This window comes from Methylomonas sp., assembly GCF_023228165.1.
Classification (GTDB): Bacteria; Pseudomonadota; Gammaproteobacteria; order Methylococcales; family Methylomonadaceae; genus Methylomonas.
This window is the reverse complement of sequence record NZ_JALOBS010000029.1, coordinates 24,869-51,846: the sequence shown is the minus strand read 5'-3', so window position 1 is coordinate 51,846 and position 26,978 is coordinate 24,869. Positions and strand designations below refer to the sequence as shown.

Genomic DNA, 26,978 nt, shown 5'->3' with positions numbered 1-26,978 from the left:
GTGCGTTCACCGCGCGAATCGAGCCCTCCTCGCGGGTCGGGGTTTACAACCTCGCCCCGAACGTTTTAAATCCACTTTTCCACTCAAAAAAAACTATACGGACGGGTTTACAAAATTCGTCTCGCTGATGTTATACCCGACATAGGCTTTCGAAGCGATGCAATACGGGTACGTTTGCCGGGCCATCGTTTGGAAAACGTACCCCACGCGGTGGTGACGGAAAAAGTCTCGTTCAATTGGCGCGCTCATAACCCTGGCCTGCTTTGCCTGTTTCAATAATCGCATAACACACCGGCGTCAAGATCAAGCTGGCTGCCATGCCGACCAGCAAACCGGCGGACAGCGACAGGGTCATCGGAATCAAAAATTGCGCTTGCGGGCTGGTTTCCAGTAGGGTCGGCAGAAAACCGGCGAAGTTGGTTAAGAAGGCTAATAGTATCGGCCGGAAGCGGGAGGTGCAGGCAGCGCAAATCAAGCGCTCAACCGGCTGCTCCTCGTCGCCATGCTGGCGAATGTAATCCAATAGTACCAGGCTGTCGTTGACCACCACGCCACTGGCTGCAATCATGCCGACCAGCGATTCCATGGACAACGGCAACCCGGCCAGCCAGTGGGCCAACACGGCCCCACTCCAGGCCACCGGTGCCGCCAACAGAAAGATCAGCGGCTTACTGTAAGAGCGAAACGGCACCGCAATCAAGGCATAGATCACCAATATAGCAATCAAGGTGTTCTTGCCAAAGGCGGCCAGCATGGCTTGCTGTTCCAGTCGCTCCTGACCGATCTCAACATGTAAATCCACAAAGTCATGTTGCAACTCCTGAATAATGCCGTTTTCCAGCGCCGCATAAATCTCGTTCACATCGGCCTGGGTGGGATCGACACGGGCTTGAACCTTTAAGACCCGATGCCTGTCTTCGCGGTTGAATCTTGAATAGCCTTGCACCAGTTTGATGTCGGCCAAATCAGCCACCGGCGCGCTGGCGCCATTGGGCAGACGGATCGGCTGGGCCTTCAAATCATCCACTGAACGACGTTGGTCCAGCGGGTAGCGCACCATCACTTTGACTTCCTGGCGGCCGCGCAGGAAACGGTGTACTTCCTGGCCGTAATAACCGTATCGAACCTGTTCGGCCAGTTGTTCCAGCCGCAATCCCAGCCGCTCCGCCTGCGGCTTGATACTCAAACGCACTTCCGGCTTGCCGGGTTCCGAGGAGTCGATCACATCATATACGCCCGAAAAGGCCCGCAGGCGTTGTTTGAGCTGTTCGACCGCGGGCTGTAAGGAATCCGGATCGCCAGTATTCAGCATCAGCTCGATGTCGTAGGGCACATCGCCTTCCTTGTAGATAAAGTCGACCTTGCCGCGGCCGATATCGCCGATACGTTGCCGCCAATCGCGGATAAAATTTTCCACCTTCAAGCGACGCCGGCCTTCCGCCGAGAACTCCAACCATAGGCCGGCGCCATGCTCCCAGATAATGGTTTCTACCCCAACGATCACGCTATGGTCGTTGGCATGGGCGGCCGCAATGCTGTCTACGGCGGGCCGGTCGGTTTTATTTATGCCATCCAGTTCGTCGCGCAAGGCAAACAAGGCATTTTCCACTTGAGTCGCCAGGGCCTGGGTTTCGCTGTAAGGCGCGCTTTGGGGCAACTGCATGGATACCCAGAAACTATCCTTGACCACATCCGGGCTAATCGATTGCCTGACCCGGTCGCTGTATACCAACGCCGCGCAAATCAACAACAGCGCAAAAAACAATGTCACGGTCAAATAACGCCACGCCAGCGCGGTTTCCAGCAGCGGCCGGTAGCGCCGCTCGACAAAGTTCTCCAGCCACTTATTAAGTTGGCCGCGTATTCGCTGCAGGCGATTCGGCCGAGTATGATCCTCAAGCTCGGCAACCAGATGCGACGGCAAAATCAGCAGCGCTTCGATTAACGAGAACACCAGCGTCAGAATCATTACCAGGCAAATCGGTTTCATCATTTGCCCCGCCCAGCCGGACAGAAACAGGCCGGGCAGGAAAGCCACCAAGACGATCAACACCGACAATATCACCGGTAACGCCACTTCTTGCACCCCTTGTACGGCGGCATTCAGTGGCGACTGCTTGGCTAAGGTTTGCCGGCTATGTATGCTTTCGCCGATGATAATGGCGTCGTCCACCAGTATGCCCATGGCCAACAGGAAGCCGAACAACGACAGCATATTCAAGGAAATATCCAGTGCCGGCATCAGCCAAAAGGCCCCCAGCACGGAGGTGAAAATGCCGACCCCGGCCCATAAGGCCACCCGCAACCGCAAAAACAGCGTCAATACCAGACACACCAACAAAAAACCGCTGAAACCGTCTTCCAACAGGGTGCCTATACGTTCGTCGTAGGCTTGCGAATCGTCCCACCAGGTGATCAGGCGCAAACCCTCCGGCAATTGTTTGCGCATGGTTTCGACGGCGGCCTTGACCCGCCGCGCTACCGCCACACTGTCCAGCTCGGTATGAATTTCCCAGCCTTGCGCGGTTTGACCATTGTGGCGCCAGGTATATAAGCGCTCCTCCAAGCCATCCTTGATACGCGCAACCTGATCCAGACGCACCCGATTGCCGTCCGGCAGGGTTTTGACGATCAACGCCCCAACGGTTTCGGCCTTTCTGGCACGACCATCGACGCGCAACAGCAGTTCGCCGTCGGGATTCTTGATCAAGCCGCCCGGCAGATCGACTGACGCCCGCCGCACCGCCTGGGCTACTTCATCCAACGTCAGCTGGTATTTCCGCAATTGTTGAGGCGCGACTTCGATGGCGATCTCGTAAGGAATTTCGCCGTAATTGCGGGCCTTGCTCACGCCGGGAATGGCGGCAAGTTGTTCCTGTATCCTGTCGCCGTACCGCTTCAGCGTGACCGCATCGGTGGCGCCGTGCAATGCCACCCAAATCACGCCATCGTCATCCTGGCGATCCGCCGGCTGCACATCGATTTTTTCCAGTTGCTTCGGCAGGCGCTGAATGGCCTGGACCCGGCCCCGAACCAGAGCCATCAGCTGTTCGCGGTCATGATCAGGCAATATTTCCACCGTCAGCGTACAGGTCTCGCCTCTGATTTCGCCGTGCAGATGCTTGATGCCCGTTATGTCGTGAATGGCTTCCTCGATCGGCACGCATACCGATTCTTCGACTTCGGTGGGGCCGGCACCAGGATAAATCGCGGTAATGACGATCTGGTGCGGACTAAAGCGCGGAAACACTTCCTTGTCCACGCCTATCATACCGAGCAAGCCGCCGACCATAATCAGCAACATCAGCAAATTGGCCGCCACCGGGTTGCCGGCAAACCAAGCCAATACGCCCCGATGGGCTTGATGATTTTGCGAACGATCGCTTTGATCGGTCATTGCGCTTGAGAGATGTTCGGTTCGGCAATGTTGACCGACATGCCGGCAACCGGCACCGGCATTTCCGATACCACGACCTTGTCTCCGGCGGCCAGTCCGGATTTGACGATCACCCGATCGGACTCGGTCCGCAGCAGTTCCAGTTGCCGAATCTCCAGACGCCGGTCGGCATCGACCAGTTTGACCTGTTGTAAATTGTTCACGGCGCCGCGCGGCAAGACAATCATGTTTTCGCGACTCACCCCTTCAATTTCCGCCTGCACAAACAAACCGCTTAGTAGCGGCAACTGATCAGGTTGGGCCGCAAACGGGTCGGCCACCTGGGCGACCAGGTAAAGCTGGCCACTATTACCGTCCAGCGCCGCTTCGCTACGCACGATACGGCCTTCCCAACTGCGAAGCCTGCCGGCCAGTTCGGCGCGCAAAGTTACTCTTGGCCAGTTCTCGGCGTTAACGTGGCGTTTGCCCAGCGGCAGATTGACAAAGGCCAGCTGATCGGTGCCGATAGGCAGACGAACTTCGGCAATATCGCTAGCATAGATTCTTGCCGCCACGCTGCCGGCTTGAATGTATTGTCCCAAGCCCACCCGCCTGCTGAGGACCCGCCCGGCAAACGGCGCGCGCAACTCACAGCGGCCACGATTGAGTTTTGCTTTGGCAAGATCGGCCTTGGCGGCTTGTAATTTGGCTTCCGCCTCCGCCAACTGCGGCTTGCGTAGCGCCAGCTCGCTGGGTTCGCCTTCGCCCAGCGCCTGCCACTCGCTCTCGGCCTGCGCGACCTGTGCCTGCTCGTTAATCAATACCCGTCTAGCTTCGGCGAGCTGTGCTTCGGCGACGACGATGGCGTAATCGTAATCGCGGGTATCGATGGTCAACAGTATTTCATGAGCGGTAAAAAAGCCGCCGGCCACCATGGCTGGATGCACTTGCACCACTTTGCCGGCCACTTCCGAGATCAAATCGATTTCCTCGCGTGGCGTGACCACGCCTTGCGAAAAAACATTCAATTTCAAGGTTTGCGGTTCAACGCGAATGATATCGACCTTGGGTATGGTCGATTCGGAGGCTTGCTTTACGGTTTGCGGTTTGAAAGCGATAATCGCCCCGGCGGCGCCTACCGCCGTCAGCAACAGCAGCAGCGGTAAAATTAGTTTCAAGGAGGATTGTGGCGAACTCAAACGGCACCACCCAGGGCCAGATATAGATTGATACGATTGGTCAGTAATTGCCGCTGCACCACCAGATGAGCACTTTGGGCATTGAGGGTACTGCGGTAGCTGTCAAGCAGGGTGAGGATTTCGATCAGGCCCTGTTGATAAGAATAGACCGCCAACTTGCGGCTGGCTCGGGTTTGTTCGACGGCTTGCCTCAGGGCCTTTTCCTCGGTCCTGAGCCAGGTTTCGGCGGCCAATGCTTGCTCTACTTCGCGGAATGCGTTCAAGGCCGTACTCTTATAAGCATTGATCGCGGCGTCGACTTCGGCTTGGTTCAAGCGAATTTGGGCTTGTAAGCGGTCGCCGGTGAATAGGGGTTGTACCAAGCCCATTGCCACATTCCATGCCGCTGCGCGCGGATCGATCAGTTCGGTTAACGCCGGACTGCCGGTTCCGCCGTTGGCGGTTAAGGTGATACGCGGCAGCAAGGCTTTATGGGCGCTTTCCAAGCGCGAATCGGCAGCGCGCAACCGCTCGAAAGCCGCCACGATATCGGGGCGGCGATTCAGCAATTCCGCCGGCAGTCCCGCCGCGATGGGAGGCGGCAGTTCTGCAAAGTGGGCCTTATCAATTAGCCCGGCGCTGGGGTAACGCCCTAGTAATACGTCCAGGCGCCGCGCGAACACTTGCGTCTGATTGCGGGCATTGGCTAACTGCGCTTCAGCGTTTGCCAAGTCGGTGAGAGCGAGTCGCAAGTCCAGCCCTCGGGTCAAACCTTTATTGAATCGGCCACGGATTAACGCGACAATCACACCCCGATCATGGACGGATTGCTCTGCCACTTCGGTTTGCAAACGCGCTTCCGCCAGTTCGAAGTATGTTTGAGCAGTACGCGCCGACAACGATAAACGCGCGTATTGGTAATCGGCTGCCGTTGCGTTTGCCTGTTGTTGCGCCGATTGCTGGGCGGCCTGAATGCGTCCCCAGACATCGAGCTCCCAGCTGAAACCGAACAGCGCGTTAAAGTGGCCTGCTTGATCGCTCGCGGGTTCCTTGCCGCGCTGATAACCGGGCGCAAACGCCAACTGCGGCAAACGCACGGAGCCTTCTATCTTGACCAGTTCTTGGGCGGCCTGGACACGGGCGGCCGCGGCTTTTAAGTCATAATTGTTATGCCAGGTTTCTTGCAATAGTACTTCGAGATCCGGATCGGAGAACGTTTGCAACCAGTTTCCGATCGCCGGCTGCGTTGAGGGCTCGGATGTCCATTGCGACGGTAAAGTCATATCAAGCGTTTCACGCACGGGATCGACACCACAACCCGGCAAACTAGATAAGCAGAGGCCAGCCAGCCAAAAACCGGCGGCCAAGCGGTGATTATTCACAGGCATCAAACTGCAAATGACTCCAACCAATAGCAATGTTTAGGAATTTTGTTTCGGCGAAGAGAGTAGTAAAGCCAATACTCGGTCTAATTTGGCATCCAGGGCGGCGACATATTGTTTAAGTTGCTTGAGTTCTTTATGCAGTGCATCGGCATTTTCGTGAATATGTTGAAAGTGGACTTGAAAATAACGGGACGAGGGAAACTGTTCGCTCAAGCCATCATTATTCGAATGATCCAATCGGTCTTGGGCCAGAAGTTGCGTCGGATGAGAAGGGTTTGCTTGTATTTTTACGGCTTTCATTCATCCTTCCCGAGTAATTGATCGATAGGCTTTACAATTTGATCCTGTCCATGGCCTATTTCCCATTTTCAGAGAACAGTGCATCTAGTTCCTTTAGTCATTAAGACGATTATCAACGCAAAATCCCCACCCTATTAGTCTAAAATATTCGAAAAATTTTCAGAAAGCCCCCGGTTTAATGTTTTCGGGTATCAATACTCGTCACATGCCACAGGTCGAATTTCTGTTTTAAGTTCTCCTCACCTTTACCCTCTCGGCAACCGCTCCCGGCGTTACCTTATCTTCTGCATCCTGGCAGTCGTCCAGCCGGGAATTGAGGCGCCGAAATTTGACAAGCAAAAGGTATATCACCAATTCCAACGGCTGTTTTATGCCTTAAGTTGGATTTTAAAAGACGTGAATTTCGGACTCTTTGCCTGTATTGAGCAGGCTGACCCCTGCAGAAAAAACTGGACACAAATTCCGCAGCTATCTGGAGTGGACATTCCTTGGTCCATTTCCATGGGCTCCACAACCTGACGCCTACCAAATGGGTTAACCAATCGACTTCGGGTGTAAGTCAGGCCATGTCGAAGACTTTGACCCTGTTGCTTCCCGCGCACCGCCGCAACGTATCTATGGTACAAAGTGATGGATAAAAGTTTTGCGTTGAAAACAAGAGGCCAAATATGTCTACACCCGCTGAAGCCAGCTCAAAATCGCCCAATCTCAAAGAGGAAACACCCGGTTATCTGGAGCGTATCGGCGTTAGATATTACCGCTACCTGTCTGAAAAATACGGCACCTCCGGGTTAAACAACGTCGCCATCGACGACTTACCGCCGGATAACACGTTAACTACCCTGGCCAGCAATATTACGGCCTTTGCGGCCGTCATCGGCTTCGGCATAGGCGGCTTGACCACTTTTGTCACAATCTGGGTCGAGTGGACTTATCAGGCCGGCATGGAGACCGTACCGTACTATTTCCTATACGGTTTCACCCTAGTTGCGATGCTGATATTGGAAATGGCGGTGCTGTTTTGGTTGGGCTTAAAAACGGTTTACAGTCTGGCCTGCCTGAGCGGGCACAACCAGTCTAACCAGGGCGTTGTGTTACCGGGTGACGATGAAGTACCCAATCTACTGGCACGAGCTGCCCTGGAGGTACCTGACCCGGTGATTCATTATTTGGGTATCGATCCGCTTAAACACCTTTCCAAATCCAAGCTGCTGTTAGTGGCGTTTTTATATAAAGCCAAAGTCATCCTCAGCACGGCCTTGGTGAAATTCGTGTTGATACGCTTGGTCGGTAAAGGTGAAGTTCGCCTTGCCGTCAGTTGGCTGGGTGTGCCGATCACCGGGTTCTGGGATGCTTTCACACTGTATAAAGTCGCTCGTGAAGCCAGGCTGCGTTTATTCGGCAATAAGCTGGCCGAACATATAGTCAATAATCTGCTGACGGATGAATTTGTGGCGCAACTCAGCCCCAAATGCCGGGAGGGCGCAATTCGCGCCGTTGCAACCATGATGGTATTGTCGCAGCACTACCACCCCAACATGTTGATGCTGTTGGTCAAGCTGTGTAATAAATTTAAGATTGATCAGCGTTACGAGTATGACAATTGGGAGGACTTTTTAGCACTTTTGGATCAAGTCGAAACCCATGAACGCTATTTTTTACTGGATTTACTTTGTGTGTCTGCTGCTTTCGACGGCCATTTGTCACGCCTGGAACGTCATCATTTGCCTGAAGCCTTTAAAGAATTAACCGATGTTTACATGGCGCGCAGCGAGGCATTAACCAAACAACTTATGAACGGCCAATTACATGCTGCAAAAGAATCCTGCACCTTGGATTTTGTGCCCGGCTAAGGATGTGTGTAAGCGAAAATCCCGCGGAATTTAGCGGTTCAACCACTGCATATATAGCTGCACGCCTTCTTCTACTGTTTTGAACGAGTGATTACAGCCCGCAGCACGTAGATTTTCCAGATTAGCTTCTGTAAAGCTTTGATAGCAGCCTTTCAGGTGCTCGGGAAAAGGAATGTATTTGATCCGACCGCGCTGGTGATATTTGATTACCGCATTGGCAACATCGTTAAAAGTCTGGCTACGTCCGGTGCCGCAATTGAAAATACCGGAGACTTGCGGGTTGTCCAGGAACCACAAGTTAATATCCACCACGTCGCCAACATAGACAAAATCGCGCCGTTGTTCGCCGTTACCGTAACCGTCGCAACCTTCGAACAACTTAAGCTCGTCGGAGTCCTTGATCTGATTGTTCAAATGGTAGGCAACGCTAGCCATGCTGCCTTTGTGGAATTCTCGCGGACCGTAGACATTGAAATAACGTAAACCCACCACTTGCGCGGTTAGTTTATGCAGATACCTGCGCAGATATTGATCGAATTGAAACTTGGAATAACCGTACACATTCAACGGGCCTTCGTAAGCCAGATCTTCCTTAAAAGTCGGATCGGCGCCGTAAGTGGCTGCGCTGGAGGCGTAAATAAACGGGATTTTATGGCTTTGGCAATAATGAAACAGGATTTTGCTGTACTCATAATTGTTATCCATCATGTAACGTCCGTCCCACTCGGTGGTGGATGAGCAAGCGCCTTGATGGAAAATAGCTTCTATGGTTTCGGCGGGAAATACACCTTGCTGGAGTTTTTCCAGAAAGGTGCTTCTGTCCATATAGTCCGCAATCCGGCAATCGACCAGATTTTTGTATTTGACCCCATTGGTCAAATGGTCGACTACCAGAATATCATCGTAACCTCGAGCATTTAAACCCAGTACCAGGTTGCTGCCGATAAAACCGGCACCGCCGGTCACGATGATCATGGGCTTACTCTGAAACGATTTTAATCGGCAGCGTCACCACTACATCGGTATGCAGGTGAATATCGATGTCGTATTCGCCGATTTGACGAATCACGCCGTTAGGCATGCGCACTTCGCTTTTTTCCACCTTTACGCCTGCGGCCGTAATGGCTTCGGCGATATTTTGGGTACCGACGGAACCGAACAAGCGGCCTTCGTCGCCGGTTTTATGCGCGATTGAGATGCTCAGTTTGCCGATTGCTTCGCCACGTGAAGTTGCCGCAGCCAATTTTTCGGCAGCGTGTTTTTCCAACTCGGCGCGACGCTCTTCGAATTCCTTGATTTTGGCGGCAGTGGCTTTGGCGGCCTTGCCTTGCGGAATCAAAAAGTTTCTGCCGTAACCTGCTTTTATGGTGACTCTGTCGCCCAAATTGCCCAGGTTTGCGATTTTCTCAAGAAGAATGACTTCCATCTTTACTTACCTCGTTAATCGACTCATGTCGAATGATGGCTGCGATTAGTCAGCCGTTTTATTTGAAATTTTATTACGTAAGTTCAACCAGTTATCGATCAAGCCAACTGCGGCTATGATCACCATCACGTGCGGAATAATCACCAAGGTCAGGTATAAAAACGGCACCATAAATCGGCTACCTTTCATTACCGCGAAACAGGCATGCAGCACGGCAGTTCCGATAAAGGTATACAGCACGAACAGCACCAACAGCATATTCCAGCAGACTTCAGCCAACGCTCCCGAAGAGAATGCGGCGATCGCGATCAGTACGAATGTCGCCATACTCAGCTGGACATGCCCTTTCATGGCTAAAAACTCGGTTCTGAATCCACCCGGATTGTACAGTGCCGACTGCCACCATCTCGCCAGGAACAAGCCGAACAACAAACCATACACACTACCGGCGGCGATGGCCCCGGTCATGAAATGAGCAAAAGCTTGCGCCGATTGTTTGATTTGTTCGATCGGCACATCCGGTTTCGCTTCCAGCATGGGTTGCATCATGACCGATAACACGCCACTCCAGACTTGGGCCGGTTGCGGTTGATAAGCATAAAATACCAAGACGGCCGTCATACCCAACAACACGGCAATCTCGATTGCCACGGCCAGATTCCTGCCTTCGCGTAGCACGATGGAGATCAGCCAAACCGGCGTCCACAACACCACGCCGTACAACAAGGCAAATTGATAACCGATCTTCAAGAAGACACTCAGTACCGCAGCGGCCAAACAGGCGCACACCAGTACATACAATCCTTCTTTTCCGCCCCTTCGCAAACTGACCAGTGCGACAGCAGCTGAACTTACGATACTTGCCGGAGGAAACTTCAATGACAGCAACGCAAAGGCAGCCGCAACCGTCATGGCTTGCAGACGGCCTTTCATGATATAGGCTGCCAAAAATTTCACGCCTGCGCTCCGGATTACCTTAAATTATTTGTGCGCGTCGCAGAACGGTAGCAGTGCCAGAAAACGGGCTTGTTTAATAGCCGACGTTAACTGTCTTTGATATTTCGCGCTGGTACCGGTAATGCGGCTAGGGATGATTTTGCCGGTTTCGGTAATGTATTCGCTCAGCAAATCCAGATCTTTGTAATCGATTACGATTGCCTCTTCACCACTGAAGCGGCAGCCTTTTTTACGTCTAATATTGTTACGTGCCATATTAATTCTCTTGATATAAAAAGTTTATTCGGAATCCGTTTCGGTTTCGGTTTCGGTTGCAACTTCTTCCGTAACCTCAGCTTCCGCAGTCTCTTCTTCAACTTCTTCCTTTACGCGATTGCTGGTTTTTTGACCGTCGTTACCGCTGGTAGCAATGGCGGAAGGCGCAGTAACGGCTTCTTTTTGCAGCAGAGTCTGGCTACGCAGAATCGCGTCGTTAAAACGGAAACCCGCTTCCAGTTCTTCAAGAGTGGCTTGATCGCATTCGATATTCATCAACACATAGTGTGCTTTATGAATTTTCTTGATAGGGTAAGCCAGATGTCTACGGCCCCAGTCTTCCAGGCGGTGGATTTTGCCGGCAGCCTCTTCAATAGTGGATTTATAACGTTCTATCATGGCAGGTACCTGAGCGCTTTGATCAGGGTGTACCAAGAAGACGATTTCATAATGACGCATGATTTCTCCTTACGGTTTAAAAAGCCTCCCACTCGGACGAGCAGTGAAGCAAGGATTTGGGATGAAATACCCCAAAAGCCGACCATTATAAAATCAGGCAGGATTCTTGCAAACTTATTTTTCAAGAAGTGGTAACTTTTTAAGATCGCTGGCCGTTAAAACTCCAGCCGTTCCATCAAATAACACAAGCAATCCTGCCGAATCACCCGTTCATTCAAGGTCAACATGGACGGCATGGTGGGCCTGGTGATTTGTAATTGGCCATCCGCTAATCTAAAAAACTTTTCAGTAATCGGTTGTCCGTCGTTATCTCGCGCCAGCAACGGCATCCTGGAGCCTTTTACCTTGCCGAATACCGTTCCGGCCTGAATTTCGGTGAAATTCAACCGCTCCAAATCCAGGTTCAGCGACAAATCCGTCGTGTCGTCGTTAAAACTAAATGCGACTCGCTCGTCTACCGTCACCTGCGCCACGGTGTGATAAATGTCGACATCCTGCCTGACAACCGGGTTGACCGGAAAGGCCTGCAAATGCAAACAACTGTCGATAAACTGAAAAACATGTTCAACGCCATGCGGCTGATCGGGACGCCCGCATTCCAGGGTCACTGCCGGGCAAAATTCCGCAAAGGCACCGGATTGAACACCTTTGGGATGGGTAAAGTGCACCAACAGTCGACCGAACAACGACCCAAGATGCAGGAAATTATCCTCCAGCTTGTTTATACAGGCATAGTGAGGGTTGAGGCCGGTATTGTTGTGCACGTCTATACTGGCGAACGTAGCGCGCGACTTCATCACATCGCAAATCTGTTGCGTCCAGGCCGTTTCAGGCGAATCGGACAACGGCGTACCGGGCCAGATACGATTGAAATCCGGCTGATTATCCAAGCGCCGCAGATTAAAACGGGCCGCTTGCGTATTACCGAAAAACAGCGTCAAATTTCTGGGCAACAACTGCCCCTGATACTTCTGTAACAGCTTTTGCACCGCCAGAAAGCCCGTGGGTTCGTTACCGTGCAACAACACCGATACAAACAGCGTATCCTGACGCTTGCCGGGCAAATGGAACAAGGCCGGCTCCGGAATCAGCGTGTAAAGCTGCTCGACAGAAATATCCGGCAGGCTTTCGGGCAAAATATCAAATTGTTTAAGCACTTGGTTGACGGCCTGCTTCGGTTGCATATTAAAAAATTAACTTGAGGGATTTTATCGCTAAAAATTCACTGCCGCTGCAAGAAACACCTCTTCCCAGACAATAATCAATAGTTTCCCTACAGTTTGAGGCCACCCCCACGCTATCTGACCTTTATAGAACCTGTCTTATCTAACCAAATATTGGCGTTTTCCCGAAGCCAGAATCGAGCAAACTCATCTTTTTTGAACACCACGTCCAGAAAAGCCAAGGTAGTACTAATCACTGCTGCAACCTGTTTGTATGCCCGCTCGCCCTTATCAGCTTCCTTGTTTCCACTACCCCACGCCAACATCCCCTCATCATTTGAGTTTTGTTGGTTACGGCCATGCCCCCCAAATTGATTACTAAACTCATTCAATTGCCCAGCAGCATCCAAACCGCCATGCCGTCTTGACTCTAAACCACCCGTTTCACCCCGATCAAAATGGCTGAATATTCCCGAACCGCTCAACAGACGATGCCCGCCTCCCTTAAGCAATAACAGATATTTATCACCGGAAGGTGAGTCTTCCCATAATCCTGTCCTGACCGATGCAGAAGAAATGGCATAGGGGTCATTATCTTCACTACCGGTAATTACCAATATAGGCAGATTCAAGGCTTGAAATCGGTTGCGGGCATTACCTTCAGCCAGATCGATAGACGGACTCAACACGATAGCCGCCAGGGGCTTGAGCTCAATACTATTAGGTAGAGTGGTGTTGAAATTTTCACCTAATACAGCCGTCACCGTTTGCGCGCCTAAATCGTAACCAGCCAGTATGACTTTGGATACATCGGCAGAACCATATAAGGACTGTTTCATGCCGGCTTTTATCTTCAACTGCTGATAAGCCCAGAACAACTGATCCATACGGTTTTTGAGGGCCTCGACAGCAAAATATTGGTGGCCTAAATAGCGTAAATCACTGTCACGCGCCATACGCAACGACCGTCGCCTATCCTTCGTTATTGAATCATCGGAATCGTCGGCTTTAGCCTCTATACTCTGATCATCAAGACTATCGTCACTATTCATAGGTGATCCACCACGCTGGGGACCTAAATCTTTTAATGCCTGACTGATAGACACTGGCTGAATACTAAAAACCGCATAACCGGCTTTGGCCCAATTCTCGCGCCAAAGTCGCCCAGCTTTTACATCTTCACCTAAACTAGGCAAATAAATAATCAGCGGATAAGCACCAGGTTTTGTTGGCGCAATCATCGCGACCTCTAGCTCAACCTGGTCATGCCGCCAAATATCGTTAACACTGCTAATCTCAAAATCTCGTGTTGGTTTGTAACCGCTATCATCCAGCGCTTGAGCTAACTTTTCAGCCTGCTGTTCCGGGCTCGGCAGCTTAGGTCTGGAAGAACAAGCGGAAATCATCAAACATAACAGTACCGGCCAAATAACTGGCAGAGTTTTAAAGGGCGGGAAAACGTTAGACTTTAAAATCATTGGGTTGCGCGGCTAAAAACATGACATGCCGATAAAAGCACTAAATCCCTTTTGCATCAAGTATTTAGCGAAAACGTATTGAAGAGCGCTTTTAAGGGTTTGTTGATGGCATACATAGCCAATCAATCCGACGACCCAATGGCCGTAACGCGTCTATCGGCAACAAAATAACGAAAAACCAAACCATTTTAGTGCGTTTCGGTAGACAACACTTCGGGATTTCGCTTGCTTAATTGACAAAGACTACCTGCAAGGCCCCTGTTTGTTCAATGTAATTCTGAAAACTGCTACTTAAAACCGGTAAAACCGATATGTAGCGCGACATCGCTATTCTCCTTAATGCGGTGCCGGCGGAGTAGGATCTGCCAGCAACCACCAGGACATTCTTTTACATAAGGATAATAACCCTCCGGGTTAGGGCAATAATGCCAATAATTGGCTGGGTTTTGTTGATTAGCCGCTGCAGACTTGCCGGCACCGTGACCACCCCCATGCGCCAAATTGATTCCTCCATACAAGCCGCGAATCACAAACAGCGCGGCAGCTACCTTGACAGGTGTTTTCATGTAAAACGCCCTATTATGGGTGCCTTTTTGGGGGACGCATGAGGTTTTGATTTTCGCAAAATCCGCCTAACTTCCTGAAGTTTCAATCATCCCAACTTGAAGATAACGACTAGATTCATCAAACTTCATTCGCGTGGTTGCCACGCAAAAAACTGTTATCCCATAGGGTTTTAACCATAAGCGTGTCAATGTTTTTTGGCAGGCTGATCTGAAACCTTGGCATAACAACCTGCGCGTCAACGCCGGTTTTGTGCATGCTGGTAGTGGACAGCCAACTGTAATCCGTCCAATTGCTCAAATCATCGCCTGGGTATTTACTGAGCGGTTGGCGGAGTTTGCTTTGGTAAGCGTAGTCCCATTGACCGGTTTCGTACACGGGGTCGGCCAGCCAGACCCGGCCTTTGTTCAAAGCATTTTCATAAACTCTTGCACGGTCTTCGGATCTAACTTCCCGAACATTACCCTTTTCATCACGCCATTCAGCGGCCTTCACTTCGTCGATGCCGGCACCGAATATGGGCAATATGGACAGGTATTTTAAAAAATTAGTTTTGGGGGAATTTTTTATCATCGCTATTTCACCTAAATTTCACGGAGAATGTGAACGCATTGCATGAACTGAAAAAACAATATGAACTAGGCCAGGAGAAGACGATGATGACTGCCATTTCCTAGCGCGGCGTTCCGGAATAATCTAATGCTATTGCCATGCCAATTTATTTGGGCTTGGTTTTCCCCGGTATACGCACAAAGATGAGCGGTTTTTGAACAATTATGGCAAGACCAATGGTTTAAAAAATGGGTGAAGCGGCTTGTTTAAACCAAATTATTAGAAAAATATCGCCCTAATCGAATGAATAAATCGGGCGTTTAGCAAATACAGACCGAACCAAAAGTTGACACAATAGTTTAGATTGCCGACAGTGATTACTGAATCGGAAACGGCAACACATCCGTCCAACTGCTATCTCCGGCTGCGGCATCGCTATCCGGCAAGCTGCTGTTATCCCAGCCGCCGCCCAAGGCCTTGATCAGTTGCACCGAGTAACTCAGCCGTTCGCCTAATACCGCAACCGCGGCTTTTTCATTGGTCAATGCGGCCGCTTGCGCGGTCATTACGTTCAAATAGCTGACCGTGCCGGCCTTATATTGGTTTTCGGTAATGGTCAATGCGGACTGAGCGGACTGAACCGCTTTGTCCAGCACCCGCTGCTCTTCCTGTAATGTTCGTAAGGCGGACAAACTGTCCTCCACTTCCTGAAAGCCGGTCAACACGGTTTGCTGATATTGGGCAACGCTGGCATCGAAACTATCGACCGCCTGCTTCAGCTGAGCATTTTTGGCCCCGCCATCCAGCAAGGTCCAGGCGGCGGCGGCCGGACCCAAGGCCCAATAACGGCTAGCCATGGAAAACAGTTTGGATAGATTGACCGTTTGAAAGCCGTTGGTGGCCGACAAAGTCAGACTGGGGAAGTATGCCGCCTTGGCCACGCCGATTTTGGCATTGGCGGTGGCCACCAACCGTTCGGCATTGGCGATGTCCGGCCGACGCTCTAATAGGGTCGACGGAATTCCCACCGGAATTTGCGGCAAGCGGCTGGGGAGCCGTTCGGTACGCGACAAATTCAATTCCGCCGGCGACTTACCGATCAGCACCGCCAAGGCATGCTCCATTTGCGAACGCAACACCCCAAGGTCGATAGCTTGCGCCCGGGCCGCCTCCAGTTGTGATTCGGCCTGCAACACATCACTGCGCGCCGCTACACCGACAGCGTAACGGTTTCGGGTAATATCCAGAGTCTTTTGATAAGCGGCAACGGTTTTTTCCAGTAATTGCTGTTGGGCATCCAGGGCCCGCAATTGAAAATAATCCTGGGCCAAGGTGGCCTGCGTGGAAAGTCGCAATGCCTGCAAGGTAGCGGCGCTGGCTTGAGCGCTGCTGGTATCGGCCTCTACCTGACGGCGCACGCTACCCCACAAATCCGGCTCCCAGGCGATGTTCAGCGCCGTACCGAACAGATTACGAATACCGGACACCGCCACACTCTGCCCGCTGGCCGCCTTAAAGCGGTTGACGCTGCCGGTAACACCGCCCGTCGGCAGATAGGCCGCTAGCGCCGATTGCACCAAATGCTGGGCCTGTCTGTACTGCGCTTCGGCAGCCGCCAAGGATTGATTACCGTCGGCTACTTGTTCTAACAACGCATTCAATTGCGCATCGCCGAAAATTTCCCACCATTTACCGGGCAGGCTATCGTCCCGCGGTTGCGCCTGTTTCCAGCCTTTCATTTCCTTGAATTCGGCGGGCACAACCGCTTGCGGCCTTACATAATCAGGCCCCATAGTGCAGCCGGCCAACAGCATCGGCAAAAAAAATAAACCTAATACGCGGATCAACATGAACTTTAAAAAGGCCTAAATGGTGTGAGCGGCATATTTATCCTTAAACCAATGCCGGCCGGCAAGACTCAGCCGGTCCAGATATAAATACACCACCGGTGTGGTATACAGCGTCAATAATTGACTAACCAGCAAGCCGCCGACGATGGAAATCCCCAGCGGCTGCCGGAATTCGGCGCCGTAACCGGAAGCCATCGCCAGAGGCAGCGCCCCCAGCATGGCCGCCAGCGTAGTCATCATGATGGGCCGAAACCGCAACAAACAGGCTTGGAAGATAGCCTCTTCGCTGCTCAGCCCCCCCTCTCGCTCGGCCTGTAAGGCAAAGTCTATCATCATGATGGCGTTCTTTTTGACGATACCGATCAGCAAAATCACGCCGATCAAGGCAATGATGCTGAACTCGGTATCGCAGACCATCAGCGCCAAAATGGCCCCCATCCCCGCGGACGGCAAGCTGGATAAAATAGTCAACGGGTGAATGTAACTTTCATAGAGCACGCCCAGCACGATGTAGATGGTTGCCAGGGCCGCGGCGATCAGCCAGGGTTGATTGCTCAGCGATTCCTGAAAGGCCTTGGCACTGCCTTGAAAACTGCCGCGCAGGGTATTTGGCGCGCCAATCTTTTTCATGCTGTTTTCGATCAGTCTGGTGGCATCCGATAACGACACACCCGGTTTTAGGTTAAAAGACAAAGTGGACGCGGCAAATTGCCCCTGATGATTCACCGTCAACGGCGCGTTGCCGGGTTTAAAGCCGGCCAGCGCCGCCAGGGGAATCTGAACGGCCGAACTTTGCCCGCCGGTGCCGGCGTCGGGAGTGACATACAATTGCTTCAATATCTGTGGACTTTGCCAGTATTCGGGTGCCAATTCCATGATTACATGGTATTGATTGAGCGGATTATAAATGACCGATACCTGGCGCTGTCCAAAAGCGTTGTTCAATGCCGTATCGATGGCGGCCTGACTGACGCCGTATCGGGCCGCTTTGTCCCGGTCCACCTGCAGAGAGATTTGCTGGCCCTTGTCCTGCTGGTCGGTATTCACATCGACCAATTCCGGCAAGGTTTGTAAGGCGGCCAGGATTTTGGGGGTCCACTCTCGTAAATCGTCCAGATTTTCGGTTTGCAAGGTAAATTGATACAGTGCCGCCGAAGAGCGCCCGCCGATACGCAAATCTTGGATAGGCTGCAAAAATAAGCTGGCGCCCGGCTCGTTGGAAAGCTCTGTCCGTAATCGCTTCATGATGTCGTCTATGGTATCCCGGCGTTGCTCGGGTTCTCTCAATACCGCAAAAATGCGCCCGGTATTGCTGTTTTGCCCACCGCCGGCAAATCCGACCACCGAGGTAACCTCCGGGTCTTTTCGCAAAATATCCGCAAAATCGAGCAGTTTTTTCTGCATGGCCTGAAAGGAGATGCTCTGGTCGGCCTGAATACTGCCCGCCAGCCTGCCGTTATCCTGCACCGGAAAAAATCCTTTCGGCACGATGGTGTACAAATACACATTCAAGGCGATGCAGACCAACAAAATCGCCAGCATCAGCGGCGCATGCCGCAAAGCCCAACGCAAACTGATCCGGTAACCGCTCTGAATATATACAAACAGCCGTTCCAAATACCGCGATAAACGCCCCGGTCGGCACAGATGCTCCGGCTTTAACCAGCGCGCGCACAACATGGGCGTGACGGTCAGGGAAACCAACAGTGACACCAAAACGGCCGCCGACAGCGTCACGGCAAACTCGCGAAACAATCGGCCGACAATGCCGCCCATCAACAGAATCGGAATGAATACCGCAATCAGCGACAAACTCATCGAGACGACGGTAAAACCCACTTCACGAGCACCGTGCAGCGCGGCCTGATATGGCGTTTGGCCTTTTTCAATATGCCGGCTGATGTTTTCCAATACCACGATGGCATCGTCTACCACGAAGCCGGTGGCGATGGTCAGCGCCATCAGGGACAGATTATCCAGGCTGTAACCGCATAAATACATCACCCCGCAAGCACCCAACAACGATACCGGCACGGCGATGATGGGAATCAACGCCGACTGCAATTTGCGTAAAAACAGCAGTATCACCATGATCACCAGGGCGACCGCAATCATCAAGCTACGCTCCACTTCGTCAACCGAGGCGCGGATGGTTAACGACCTATCCACCGCCACGGATAAATTCATGGCATTAGGCAACAACGCTTGCAGCTGCGGCAGCATGGCTTTGACCCGCTCCACGGTTTCGATGATGTTGGAGCCGGGTTGCTTATACAGGATCAACAGCACCGAATTGCGGCCGTTTCTGACCCCGGCGTTGCGCAAGTCTTCCACAGAATCCACCGCCTCGCCCAGATCGGCAATCCGGATCGGCGCACCGTTGCGATAAGCCACGATCAGCGGATTATAGTCTTCGGCCCGTTTGGCCTGGTCGTTGGCCTGGATTTGCCAATGTCGGCCATGCTCATCAATGGCGCCCTTGGGACGATTGGCATTGGCCGCGGCGATGGTTCTGCGCACCTCTTCCATACTGAGCTGGTATTTGGCCAGCATATTGGGGTTTAATTCCACCCGCACCGCCGGCAGCGAACTGCCGCCGACCCTGACTTGACCGATGCCGTCAATTTGGGAGATTTTTTGCTCCAGAATGGTGGATGCCGCATCGTACATTTGCCCCCGGGTAAGGATCTCGGAAGTCAGAGACAAAATCAAAATCGGCGAATCGGACGGATTGACCTTGCGGTATCTGGGCCGGCTGGGCAAGTTGGCGGGTAACAAACTACTGGCGGCATTGATGGCGGCCTGCACATCCCTCGCCGCGCCGTCGATATCGCGATCCAGATCGAATTGCAGGGTAATCCCCGTCGTCCCGACCGAACTGGCCGAAGTCATTTCGGTGATACCGGCTATCCGGCCCAACGATCGCTCCAATGGCGTGGCAATCGTGGCCGCCATGGTTTCCGGACTGGCACCCGGCAAACCGGCCGAGACCGAAATGGTCGGGAAATCCACCTGCGGCAGCGGCGCCACGGGCAACTGCAGAAAGGCCATCAATCCCGCCAGTGCCAGACCGATGGTCAGCAGTGTGGTCGCAACCGGACGCCGAATAAACAAAGCCGAAAAATTCATATCGTCTCGGTTTCGTCGGCCCATCTGCCGCGCCATCGCCGCGACAGGTCGTCCAGCGCCAGATAAATGACCGGCGTGGTATACAACGTCAGCAGTTGGCTAAACAATAATCCGCCGACCATGGTTATCCCCAAGGGATGCCGCAGCTCGGAGCCGACGCCGGTACCCAGCATTAACGGCAAGGCGCCGAGCATGGCCGACAGGGTGGTCATCAAGATAGGCCGAAAACGCAACAGACAGGCTTGGTAAATGGCTTCGCGCGGCGGCAAACCCTGTTTACGCTCCGCTTCCAGTGCGAAATCGATCATCATAATGGCGTTTTTCTTGACTATACCGATCAACAAAATGATCCCTATCACGGCGATAATGCCCAAATCCTTACCGGCGACCATTAAAGCCAACAAGGCGCCCACCCCCGCCGAAGGCAAGGTAGACAATATCGTCAACGGATGGATATAGCTTTCGTACAGCACCCCCAGCACGATATAAACCGTAACAATAGCGGCCAGAATCAACCACAGGGTGTTGTTCAACGAAGCATTGAAAGCCGCCGCTGCCCCCTGATAAGCGGTTTGTATGCTCAGCGGCAAATCGATGTCCTGTTTGACCTTTTCGATTGCATTTACAGCCTCTCCGAGCGAAGCGCCGGGTGCCAGGTTAAACGAAATCGTCGCCGCCGGAAATTGATCCAAATGGCCTATGAGCAGCGGCGCCAGCTGTTCGGAAACGCTGGCCAGCGCGGACAACGGCACCAGGCCGCCATTGGTGCTGGGAATACGCAATTCTTGAATACCCGCCAAACCGTTCCGGCTGTCCGGGCTCACTTCCAGCACTACCCGGTATTGGTTGGACTGGGTAAAAATGGTGGATACCAGACGCTGGCCGTAAGCGTTATACAAAGTATTATCGATGGCCGCCGTGGACACCCCCAAGCGACTGGCGGTGGCTCGATCGATATTTACAAACAGTTGCAGACCCTGGTCTTGTATATCGCTGGCCACATCGCTGAACTGCGGCAACTCACGTAGCTTGGTCACCAAGCGCTGCGTCCATTGGCTAAGCTCGGCCCAATCCACCGTTTGCAGGGTAAATTGATACTGGGTACGGCTGACCTGATTCTCCAAGGTCATGTCCTGTACCGCTTGCAAATATATATCGATGCCGGACAGTTTCGCCAATTCGATGCGCAAGCGCCGGATCACGGCTGCGGCGTCATCGTCACGCTGAGCATGCGGTTTTAGGTTGATCAAGAACCGGCCGCTGTTCAGGGTTGGGTTGGTGCCGTCGACACCGATAAAGGATGACAAACTGGCCACCGCCGGATCGGTCAAAATGGCTTCGGCCAGCTTGGCTTGCCGTTCGGCCATGGCCGCGAAAGAGATGCTGGGCGGCGCTTCGGAAATGCCTTGTATCAACCCGGTATCCTGCACCGGAAAAAATCCTTTTGGAATGACGACATACAGCGCCACGGTTAACAGCAAGGTGACGGCGGCCACCAGCAAGGTCAGGCGCCGGCGATTTAACACCCACTCCAGGCTACGGCCGTAAGCGGCAATCACGCGCGCATACCAGCCGCCGGGTTCGGCTTGCGCCGGTGTTTGACGCAGCATTTTCGCGCACATCATCGGTGTCAGCGTCAGCGAGATAATGGCGGAAATCAAAATCGCCACCGCCAGCGTAATGGCAAATTCCCGAAACAGGCGCCCCACCACATCCCCCATGAATAACAGCGGAATCAATACCGCCACCAGGGAAACCGTCAACGAAATAATGGTAAAACCAATTTGTTGCGAACCTTTCAAGGCCGCTTGCAATGGCGATTCGCCACGCTCCCGGTAGCGGGAAATATTCTCGATGACCACAATGGCATCGTCCACCACAAAGCCGGTGGCGATAGTCAGGGCCATCAGCGTCAGGTTATTGATACTGAAACCGGCCAAATACATCAACGCAAAGGTGCCGATCAGGGACAGCGGTACGGCCACACCGGGAATCAACGTGGCCGCCAGATTGCGCAGGAACACGAATATCACCATAACCACCAGTGCCACTGCCAGCATTAATTCGAATTGCACATCCCGCACCGAGGCGCGAATGGTCACGGTGCGATCGGTCAGCGGCACCACATCGATTGCGCCGGGCAGCGAGGCCTGAATTTTCGGCAATAACTGCTTGATACGATCAGCCACTTCAATCACGTTAGCGCCGGGCTGGCGCTGAATGTTGACGATAACCGCGGCGGTGTTATTGGCCCAAGCCGCCAACCGTACATTTTCGTTGGCCTGCACCGCTGTTGCGACCGCCGAAAGTTTTACCGGCGCGCCGTTACGATAGGCCACGATCAAATCTTCATATTCGGCCGCACTACGCAGTTGATCGTTATTGTCGATGATGGCGGAACGGGCCGGTCCGTCGAACACCCCTTTGGGTTGGTTGACATTGGCGGCGGCGATGGCGATGCGCAAATCCTCCAGACTCAGGCCGTAAGCCGCCAAAGCTTTTTGGTTGGCCTGAATCCGCACGGCCGGGCGCTGACCGCCGCTGATGCCGACCATACCCACGCCGGGCAGTTGAGCGATCTTTTGCGCCAGGCGGGTGTCAACCATATCTTCCACCTGCGTTAACGCCATGCTGGGCGAGCTGACCGCCAAGGTCAGAATCGGCGCATCGGCCGGATTGATCTTGTTATAGATCGGCGGCATCGGCAAATCGGTAGGTAGAAAGTTGCCGGCCGCATTGATGGCGGCCTGCACGGTTTGTTCGGCAACATCCAGCTCCAGCGCCAAATTAAATTGCAAGGTGATCACCGAAGCGCCGCCGGAACTGGCGGACGCCATCTGTTTGAGCCCCGGCATTTGGCCGAACTGTCGCTCCAGCGGCGCGGTAATCACCGAGGTCATCACTTCGGGGCTGGCACCGGGATACAGTGTAACCACCTGGATAGTGGGATAGTCGACTTGCGGCAGCGCTGAAATCGGTAGTAGCCGATAAGCCATCAGGCCCACCAACAGCAACGCCACCATCAATAACGAGGTGGCGACAGGCCGTAGAATAAAAATACGCGACGGATTGAAATCCTGCCGAGACTGGGTTTCCATAGTCATACTCAGGAAGGGGCCTGCCGATGGGTGGGGTTTTCATTAGCAATCGGCAGCTCGTCGCCCGGAATCACCTTGACTCGGCTGCCCTCTCGTAGTTTGTCGGCTCCGTCGACCACTACCTTTTGCCGCGGAGTCAGTCCTTCCAGCACCGCAACGGTTTCGGCCATGCCTGGACCGAGCCTGACCGCTCTGACGGTAACGGTATTATCGTCATTAACCACATATACAAAGCTGCCGATAGCGCCTTGCTGAATGGCGGCGGTGGGCACCAGTGTCGCCGCGGGCAAGTTGTTCAGCTTCATCTTGATGTTGACGAACTGATTGGGAAACAAAGTTTGGTCGGCATTCTCAAATTGGGCTTTTAATTTGAAAGTACCGGTGGTCGGATCGATTTGGTTATCCAGGGCCAACAGCTTGCCGCCGGCCAATTTTTGCTGGCCGGCACGGTCGTAAGCCTCTATCGGCAGGGTTCCGGCGGCATGCCAGCGCTGCATGACCGCCTGTACCCGGTCTTCCGGCAAGGTAAACACCACGGTGATGGGCTGGAGCTGGGTAATCACGACCAAGCCATTGCTATCATTGGCGTGTACCAGATTACCCTGATCGACCAAGCGCAAGCCCACCCGTCCATTTATCGGGGCGGTGATTTTGGTATAGCTGAGTTGCAATTTGGCATTTTCCACTTGAGCGCGATCGACCTCGACCGTACCGCGATATTGCTCGACCAAGGCCTCCTGGGTCGCGACCTGTTGGCCGGCGATGGAATCTTGTTCCAACAAGGTCCGATAGCGGGCCAGATCGATCTCGGCGTTTTTTAGCAACGCTTGGTCATGCAGTAATTGTCCTTGCGCTTGTTGTAATTGCACCTGAAAAGCTCTTGGGTCGATTTCCGCCAGCAAATCCCCCTGCTTGACCTGCTGGCCTTCGCTAAAGGCCACCCTTATCAATTCCCCATCCACCCGTGAATGCAGTGTGACGGTGCGTAGCGGCGTTACCGTACCCAAGCCATCCAGAAAAATCGGCATATCGCCCTGGGTAACGGATGCCACACTCACGGCCACCGGGTTCTGCTCGCGGCGTTTGGCACGAGCATCCTCGCTCGCCGTCCCGGCATGATCCGAACGCCAGATGACATAACCGCCCGCAGCGACCATCAATAACAATATTACCGGCCATTGCCAGCCCGGCGACCCAATTTTTCCGGGCTTCGATTTCGCTGATCTTGGATCAAAATCTGGATTCATGAATGTAATGGGTAGTGGTTATATAAAGAGTAAAGACTAAGGGACCAGTCATCGGCTCCGCATCATCCCTATCTCACCAAGTATTGGCGCGGCGGACACGATTTTCGAAGCTCCATGCCATTTTGAGCCTATTTTTTATCATGCAGGATTTTTGCCACAAGCGCTTCAATTCTCGCCATGTCTCTCCAGTGCACATCTTGTTGCGGATAGGGTATTTCGATATTTTCACGCTTGAAAGCAGCATCGATTTCGAAGCAAAGGTCGCTGCTGACCTTCATGACTTTATCGACGTCCTGCACAAAGGCGCGCAGCTCAAAATTTAGACAGCTGTCGCCGAAGCCCTTGAACAGTACCGAAGGCGCCAACACAGTCAACACGGATGGATGGGCATCGGCAACTTCGAGCAATATTTTCTCCACTTTGCGGGTGTCGCAGCCGTAGGAGACGCCCACCGGCAGCACCACTCGCCCGGTCTTATCGGCATGCGTCCAATTCAGCAGCGGATTGGAAATCAGCGTGGAATTGGGAATGAATACAGAAGCTCGATCGAAAGTTTGAATTTCGGTGGCTCGCACATTGATATTTTTGACATAACCTTGCATGTCGTTGACGACCACCCAATCGCCTACTTTAAGCGGCCGTTCTATCAGCAGTATCAGACCGGATACGAAATTATTCACCACATTCTGTAAACCAAAACCGATACCCACCGACAAGGCTCCGGCGATTATCGCAAGTTTGCTCAGATCGATGCCCAGCGTGGATATGGCAAGACCCGCGGCGAAGATAAAGCCAATGTAGCCCACCGACGCCCGGATCGAATGCTGTATCCCTAAATCGATTCGGGTACGGGGTAGAATCACCTGTTGCAAAAAACGTTGGCAAAGCCGGGTAATCAGTAAAACCGCCGAGAATAAAGCCACCGCGAAAAATAAGGTGGAGAGCGAGATGGTGACGCCGGCAACGCTAAAGCCAAATAGCACGCTATAAAGCCATACGCTGATATCTTCGCCTCCCGCGCCCCATATCACCAGCAGCGCCAAGACAGCAGCAACATAGATAGCGGTATTGACCGCGGCCTTAAACCAGAATATCAACAATTCGCTGCCTTCATCCGTCAAATCCAGGTTTTGTCTTATTTTTGAGCCTAGTTCGGATTCCTTGTTGAAGGCCTCTTCGATTAATTCATTACACAAGGCAACCACAACCCCAACCAGAATGTAAAGGCTGCCGGTTAGCACGATTTGGGTGCCCAACAGACGCGACAAGGCAACATAACCGCCAATAGCGGACACGGGTATCATCAACACCAGCATGCCCATCAAAGCCCTTATGGCGCGCCAAACACCGGCCTTGTCGCTCTGTTTTCGTCTGTGCTGGATATCCATGCGCCAAAGCTGCCGATGCATCAGCAATGCCAACAGTAAACCGGTTATCAACAACCCCACCAAAAACTTGCGCAATAAGGTTAATTCCAGGGAGGTTCCACTCAACCAGTTATCCAGCACCAAGTCGAAGGCAAATACCCAAGCCAGACCCACAATGACTTTATGCACATAATGGGCATCATTATCATTTAGCGGCATCAGACGCCAACGGCCGTTAAAAGGCGCCAGTATCGCCCGGCTGGCGGCGGAAACCAGAATGATCATAAACAGGGCCTTTAGCACACAAAGGGCTAACCCATGCTCGGCGTCCGTCCAGTGCATATCGTGTTCAAAGACCAGATAAACCGACATCGTGACGGTCATCGGCAACAATAAGCGGATGAAACCCACCGTTAAAGCGGCCCTCAACAACTCGACATAAGTCGGTATCTGCACGGCGGATGTTCGACCGAATTGACGGGAAAACCATCTCGACAGAGGCCATGCGACGACCAGTGCAGCCACAAGCGTTGTGATTAAGTGAATAAGCTTGGAATTGAGGGCCTGACCGGTCTCATGGTCTCGCCAAGCCGCAACCTGTTTAGTTAGCGCGGTGAATTTCTCCTGCAATTCCGGCAGGCCTTTTTGCCACACTTCAGGCGCCAGCGGAGAAAATCCGCGGCTGAATATTTTTTGGGTAAACCGCCGAATCCGCAATCCCGATAGCTGATCGAGAGCGGCGTCCGCTCGCGAAATGACCAAGCCCAATTCCCTGGCTTGCCCATCCATGTCAGTCAACTGATCATTCAGACTCTTTCTTTTGACGGCAAGACTTTTCGGTTCTTTTGGCGCATCTTTAGCCGGTGGCGGGCCGAGAGCCGTCAATTCAGCCTGCAAAGGGGCTGTTTTTGCCGCCAGATTGTCGCTGATAGCGATAGCATCGACACGCAAGCCGTTCAACCGTGTGCGTATCCGTTTCAGCTCTTCATCGTCAATATCCGTATTGGCAAACGATTGCCCGGCTTCTTCCAGTTCGGCATTCCATTGTCGAAGCGATTCGGCAACCGCGGTCGTTTGCACGGGCTCTGCATAAAGCAGGCTTGAGCAGACACTTAAAAAGACAAAAACACAGACTCGGAACAGTGGGCTTTTCATAGTTTTAAATAAAAAAATTTAATTTAAACAAGCACAGAACGCGCCATTGCTCTTAGAAACTCTTGTTCATTACAACTATGCGGTTTAGCTATCAAACGCAAAGACTAAACCGCCAGGATGTATACGGATGTTACATATTCATCGCACTTCAAGTATCGATATTAAAAATCTCCTCACCCTCTTTAG

The 26,978-nt window shown here is 52.8% G+C and carries 19 protein-coding genes; 1 reads left to right on the top strand and 18 read right to left on the bottom strand.

What is annotated here, in order from left to right:
* Positions 1-232 precede the first annotated feature (232 nt).
* Genes M0R33_RS18770 through M0R33_RS18755 form a run of 4 tightly spaced genes read right to left on the bottom strand, consistent with a single transcriptional unit; the run spans position 233 to position 6,239 of the window.
* The gene (locus M0R33_RS18770) at positions 233-3,397 is read right to left on the bottom strand and encodes an efflux RND transporter permease subunit (RefSeq protein WP_292572906.1); all 3,165 of its coding nucleotides are present in this window, start codon (positions 3,395-3,397) and stop codon (positions 233-235) included.
* Entirely contained in the window at positions 3,394-4,575 is a 1,182-nt protein-coding gene (locus M0R33_RS18765) for an efflux RND transporter periplasmic adaptor subunit (RefSeq protein ID WP_292572904.1), read from the bottom strand. Before M0R33_RS18765 ends, M0R33_RS18770 begins: the two co-directional genes overlap by 4 nt.
* Entirely contained in the window at positions 4,572-5,942 is a 1,371-nt protein-coding gene (locus M0R33_RS18760; RefSeq protein WP_292572902.1) for an efflux transporter outer membrane subunit, read from the bottom strand. The genes M0R33_RS18765 and M0R33_RS18760 overlap by 4 nt, the downstream gene beginning before the upstream one ends.
* A gap of 33 nt (positions 5,943-5,975) precedes the next feature.
* Positions 5,976-6,239: a hypothetical protein gene (locus M0R33_RS18755; RefSeq protein WP_292572900.1), complete on the bottom strand. Its 264-nt coding sequence runs from the start codon at positions 6,237-6,239 to the stop codon at positions 5,976-5,978.
* Between the two features lie 668 nt (positions 6,240-6,907).
* On the opposite strand from M0R33_RS18755, the gene M0R33_RS18750 reads away from it, so the two are divergent.
* A complete protein-coding gene (locus M0R33_RS18750; protein ID WP_292572897.1) occupies positions 6,908-8,092 on the top strand; it encodes a hypothetical protein in 1,185 nt (394 codons plus the stop codon).
* Between the two features lie 30 nt (positions 8,093-8,122).
* On the opposite strand, the gene rfaD is transcribed toward M0R33_RS18750, so the two are convergent.
* From rfaD to M0R33_RS18680, 14 genes are all read right to left on the bottom strand, one after another.
* Positions 8,123-9,067, bottom strand: a complete 945-nt coding sequence (rfaD, locus tag M0R33_RS18745) for an ADP-glyceromanno-heptose 6-epimerase (protein WP_292572894.1) — start codon at positions 9,065-9,067, stop codon at positions 8,123-8,125.
* Positions 9,068-9,071: 4 nt separating this feature from the next.
* Positions 9,072-9,518 (bottom strand): 50S ribosomal protein L9, encoded by a 447-nt coding sequence (rplI, locus tag M0R33_RS18740; RefSeq protein ID WP_292572891.1) that lies wholly within the window; start codon positions 9,516-9,518, stop codon positions 9,072-9,074.
* A gap of 45 nt (positions 9,519-9,563) precedes the next feature.
* On the bottom strand, positions 9,564-10,475 hold the full coding sequence (locus M0R33_RS18735; protein WP_292572889.1) for a hypothetical protein: 912 nt from the start codon (positions 10,473-10,475) through the stop codon (positions 9,564-9,566).
* A 24-nt stretch (positions 10,476-10,499) separates the two neighbouring features.
* Positions 10,500-10,730, bottom strand: a complete 231-nt coding sequence (gene rpsR / locus M0R33_RS18730) for a 30S ribosomal protein S18 (protein ID WP_292572886.1) — start codon at positions 10,728-10,730, stop codon at positions 10,500-10,502.
* Between the two features lie 24 nt (positions 10,731-10,754).
* Positions 10,755-11,189: a 30S ribosomal protein S6 gene (gene rpsF / locus M0R33_RS18725; RefSeq protein ID WP_292572883.1), complete on the bottom strand. Its 435-nt coding sequence runs from the start codon at positions 11,187-11,189 to the stop codon at positions 10,755-10,757.
* A 155-nt stretch (positions 11,190-11,344) separates the two neighbouring features.
* Positions 11,345-12,373, bottom strand: a complete 1,029-nt coding sequence (locus M0R33_RS18720) for a M14 family metallopeptidase (protein WP_292572880.1) — start codon at positions 12,371-12,373, stop codon at positions 11,345-11,347.
* Positions 12,374-12,486: 113 nt separating this feature from the next.
* Positions 12,487-13,830: a hypothetical protein gene (locus tag M0R33_RS18715; RefSeq protein WP_292572877.1), complete on the bottom strand. Its 1,344-nt coding sequence runs from the start codon at positions 13,828-13,830 to the stop codon at positions 12,487-12,489.
* A 287-nt stretch (positions 13,831-14,117) separates the two neighbouring features.
* Positions 14,118-14,396 (bottom strand): hypothetical protein, encoded by a 279-nt coding sequence (locus M0R33_RS18710; protein ID WP_292572874.1) that lies wholly within the window; start codon positions 14,394-14,396, stop codon positions 14,118-14,120.
* Positions 14,397-14,514: 118 nt separating this feature from the next.
* Positions 14,515-14,967, bottom strand: a complete 453-nt coding sequence (locus tag M0R33_RS18705) for a hypothetical protein (protein ID WP_292572871.1) — start codon at positions 14,965-14,967, stop codon at positions 14,515-14,517.
* 356 nt (positions 14,968-15,323) lie between these two features.
* Positions 15,324-16,796, bottom strand: coding sequence for an efflux transporter outer membrane subunit (locus M0R33_RS18700; protein WP_292572868.1), 1,473 nt, complete (start codon positions 16,794-16,796; stop codon positions 15,324-15,326).
* A gap of 15 nt (positions 16,797-16,811) precedes the next feature.
* Positions 16,812-19,925 (bottom strand): multidrug efflux RND transporter permease subunit, encoded by a 3,114-nt coding sequence (locus tag M0R33_RS18695; protein WP_292572865.1) that lies wholly within the window; start codon positions 19,923-19,925, stop codon positions 16,812-16,814.
* Positions 19,922-23,029 (bottom strand): MdtB/MuxB family multidrug efflux RND transporter permease subunit, encoded by a 3,108-nt coding sequence (locus M0R33_RS18690; RefSeq protein WP_292572862.1) that lies wholly within the window; start codon positions 23,027-23,029, stop codon positions 19,922-19,924. Before M0R33_RS18690 ends, M0R33_RS18695 begins: the two co-directional genes overlap by 4 nt.
* Positions 23,030-23,031: 2 nt before the next feature.
* Entirely contained in the window at positions 23,032-24,270 is a 1,239-nt protein-coding gene (locus M0R33_RS18685; RefSeq protein ID WP_292572859.1) for an MdtA/MuxA family multidrug efflux RND transporter periplasmic adaptor subunit, read from the bottom strand.
* Positions 24,271-24,398: 128 nt separating this feature from the next.
* Positions 24,399-26,717 (bottom strand): DUF3772 domain-containing protein, encoded by a 2,319-nt coding sequence (locus tag M0R33_RS18680; RefSeq protein ID WP_292572856.1) that lies wholly within the window; start codon positions 26,715-26,717, stop codon positions 24,399-24,401.
* Positions 26,718-26,978 lie beyond the last annotated feature (261 nt).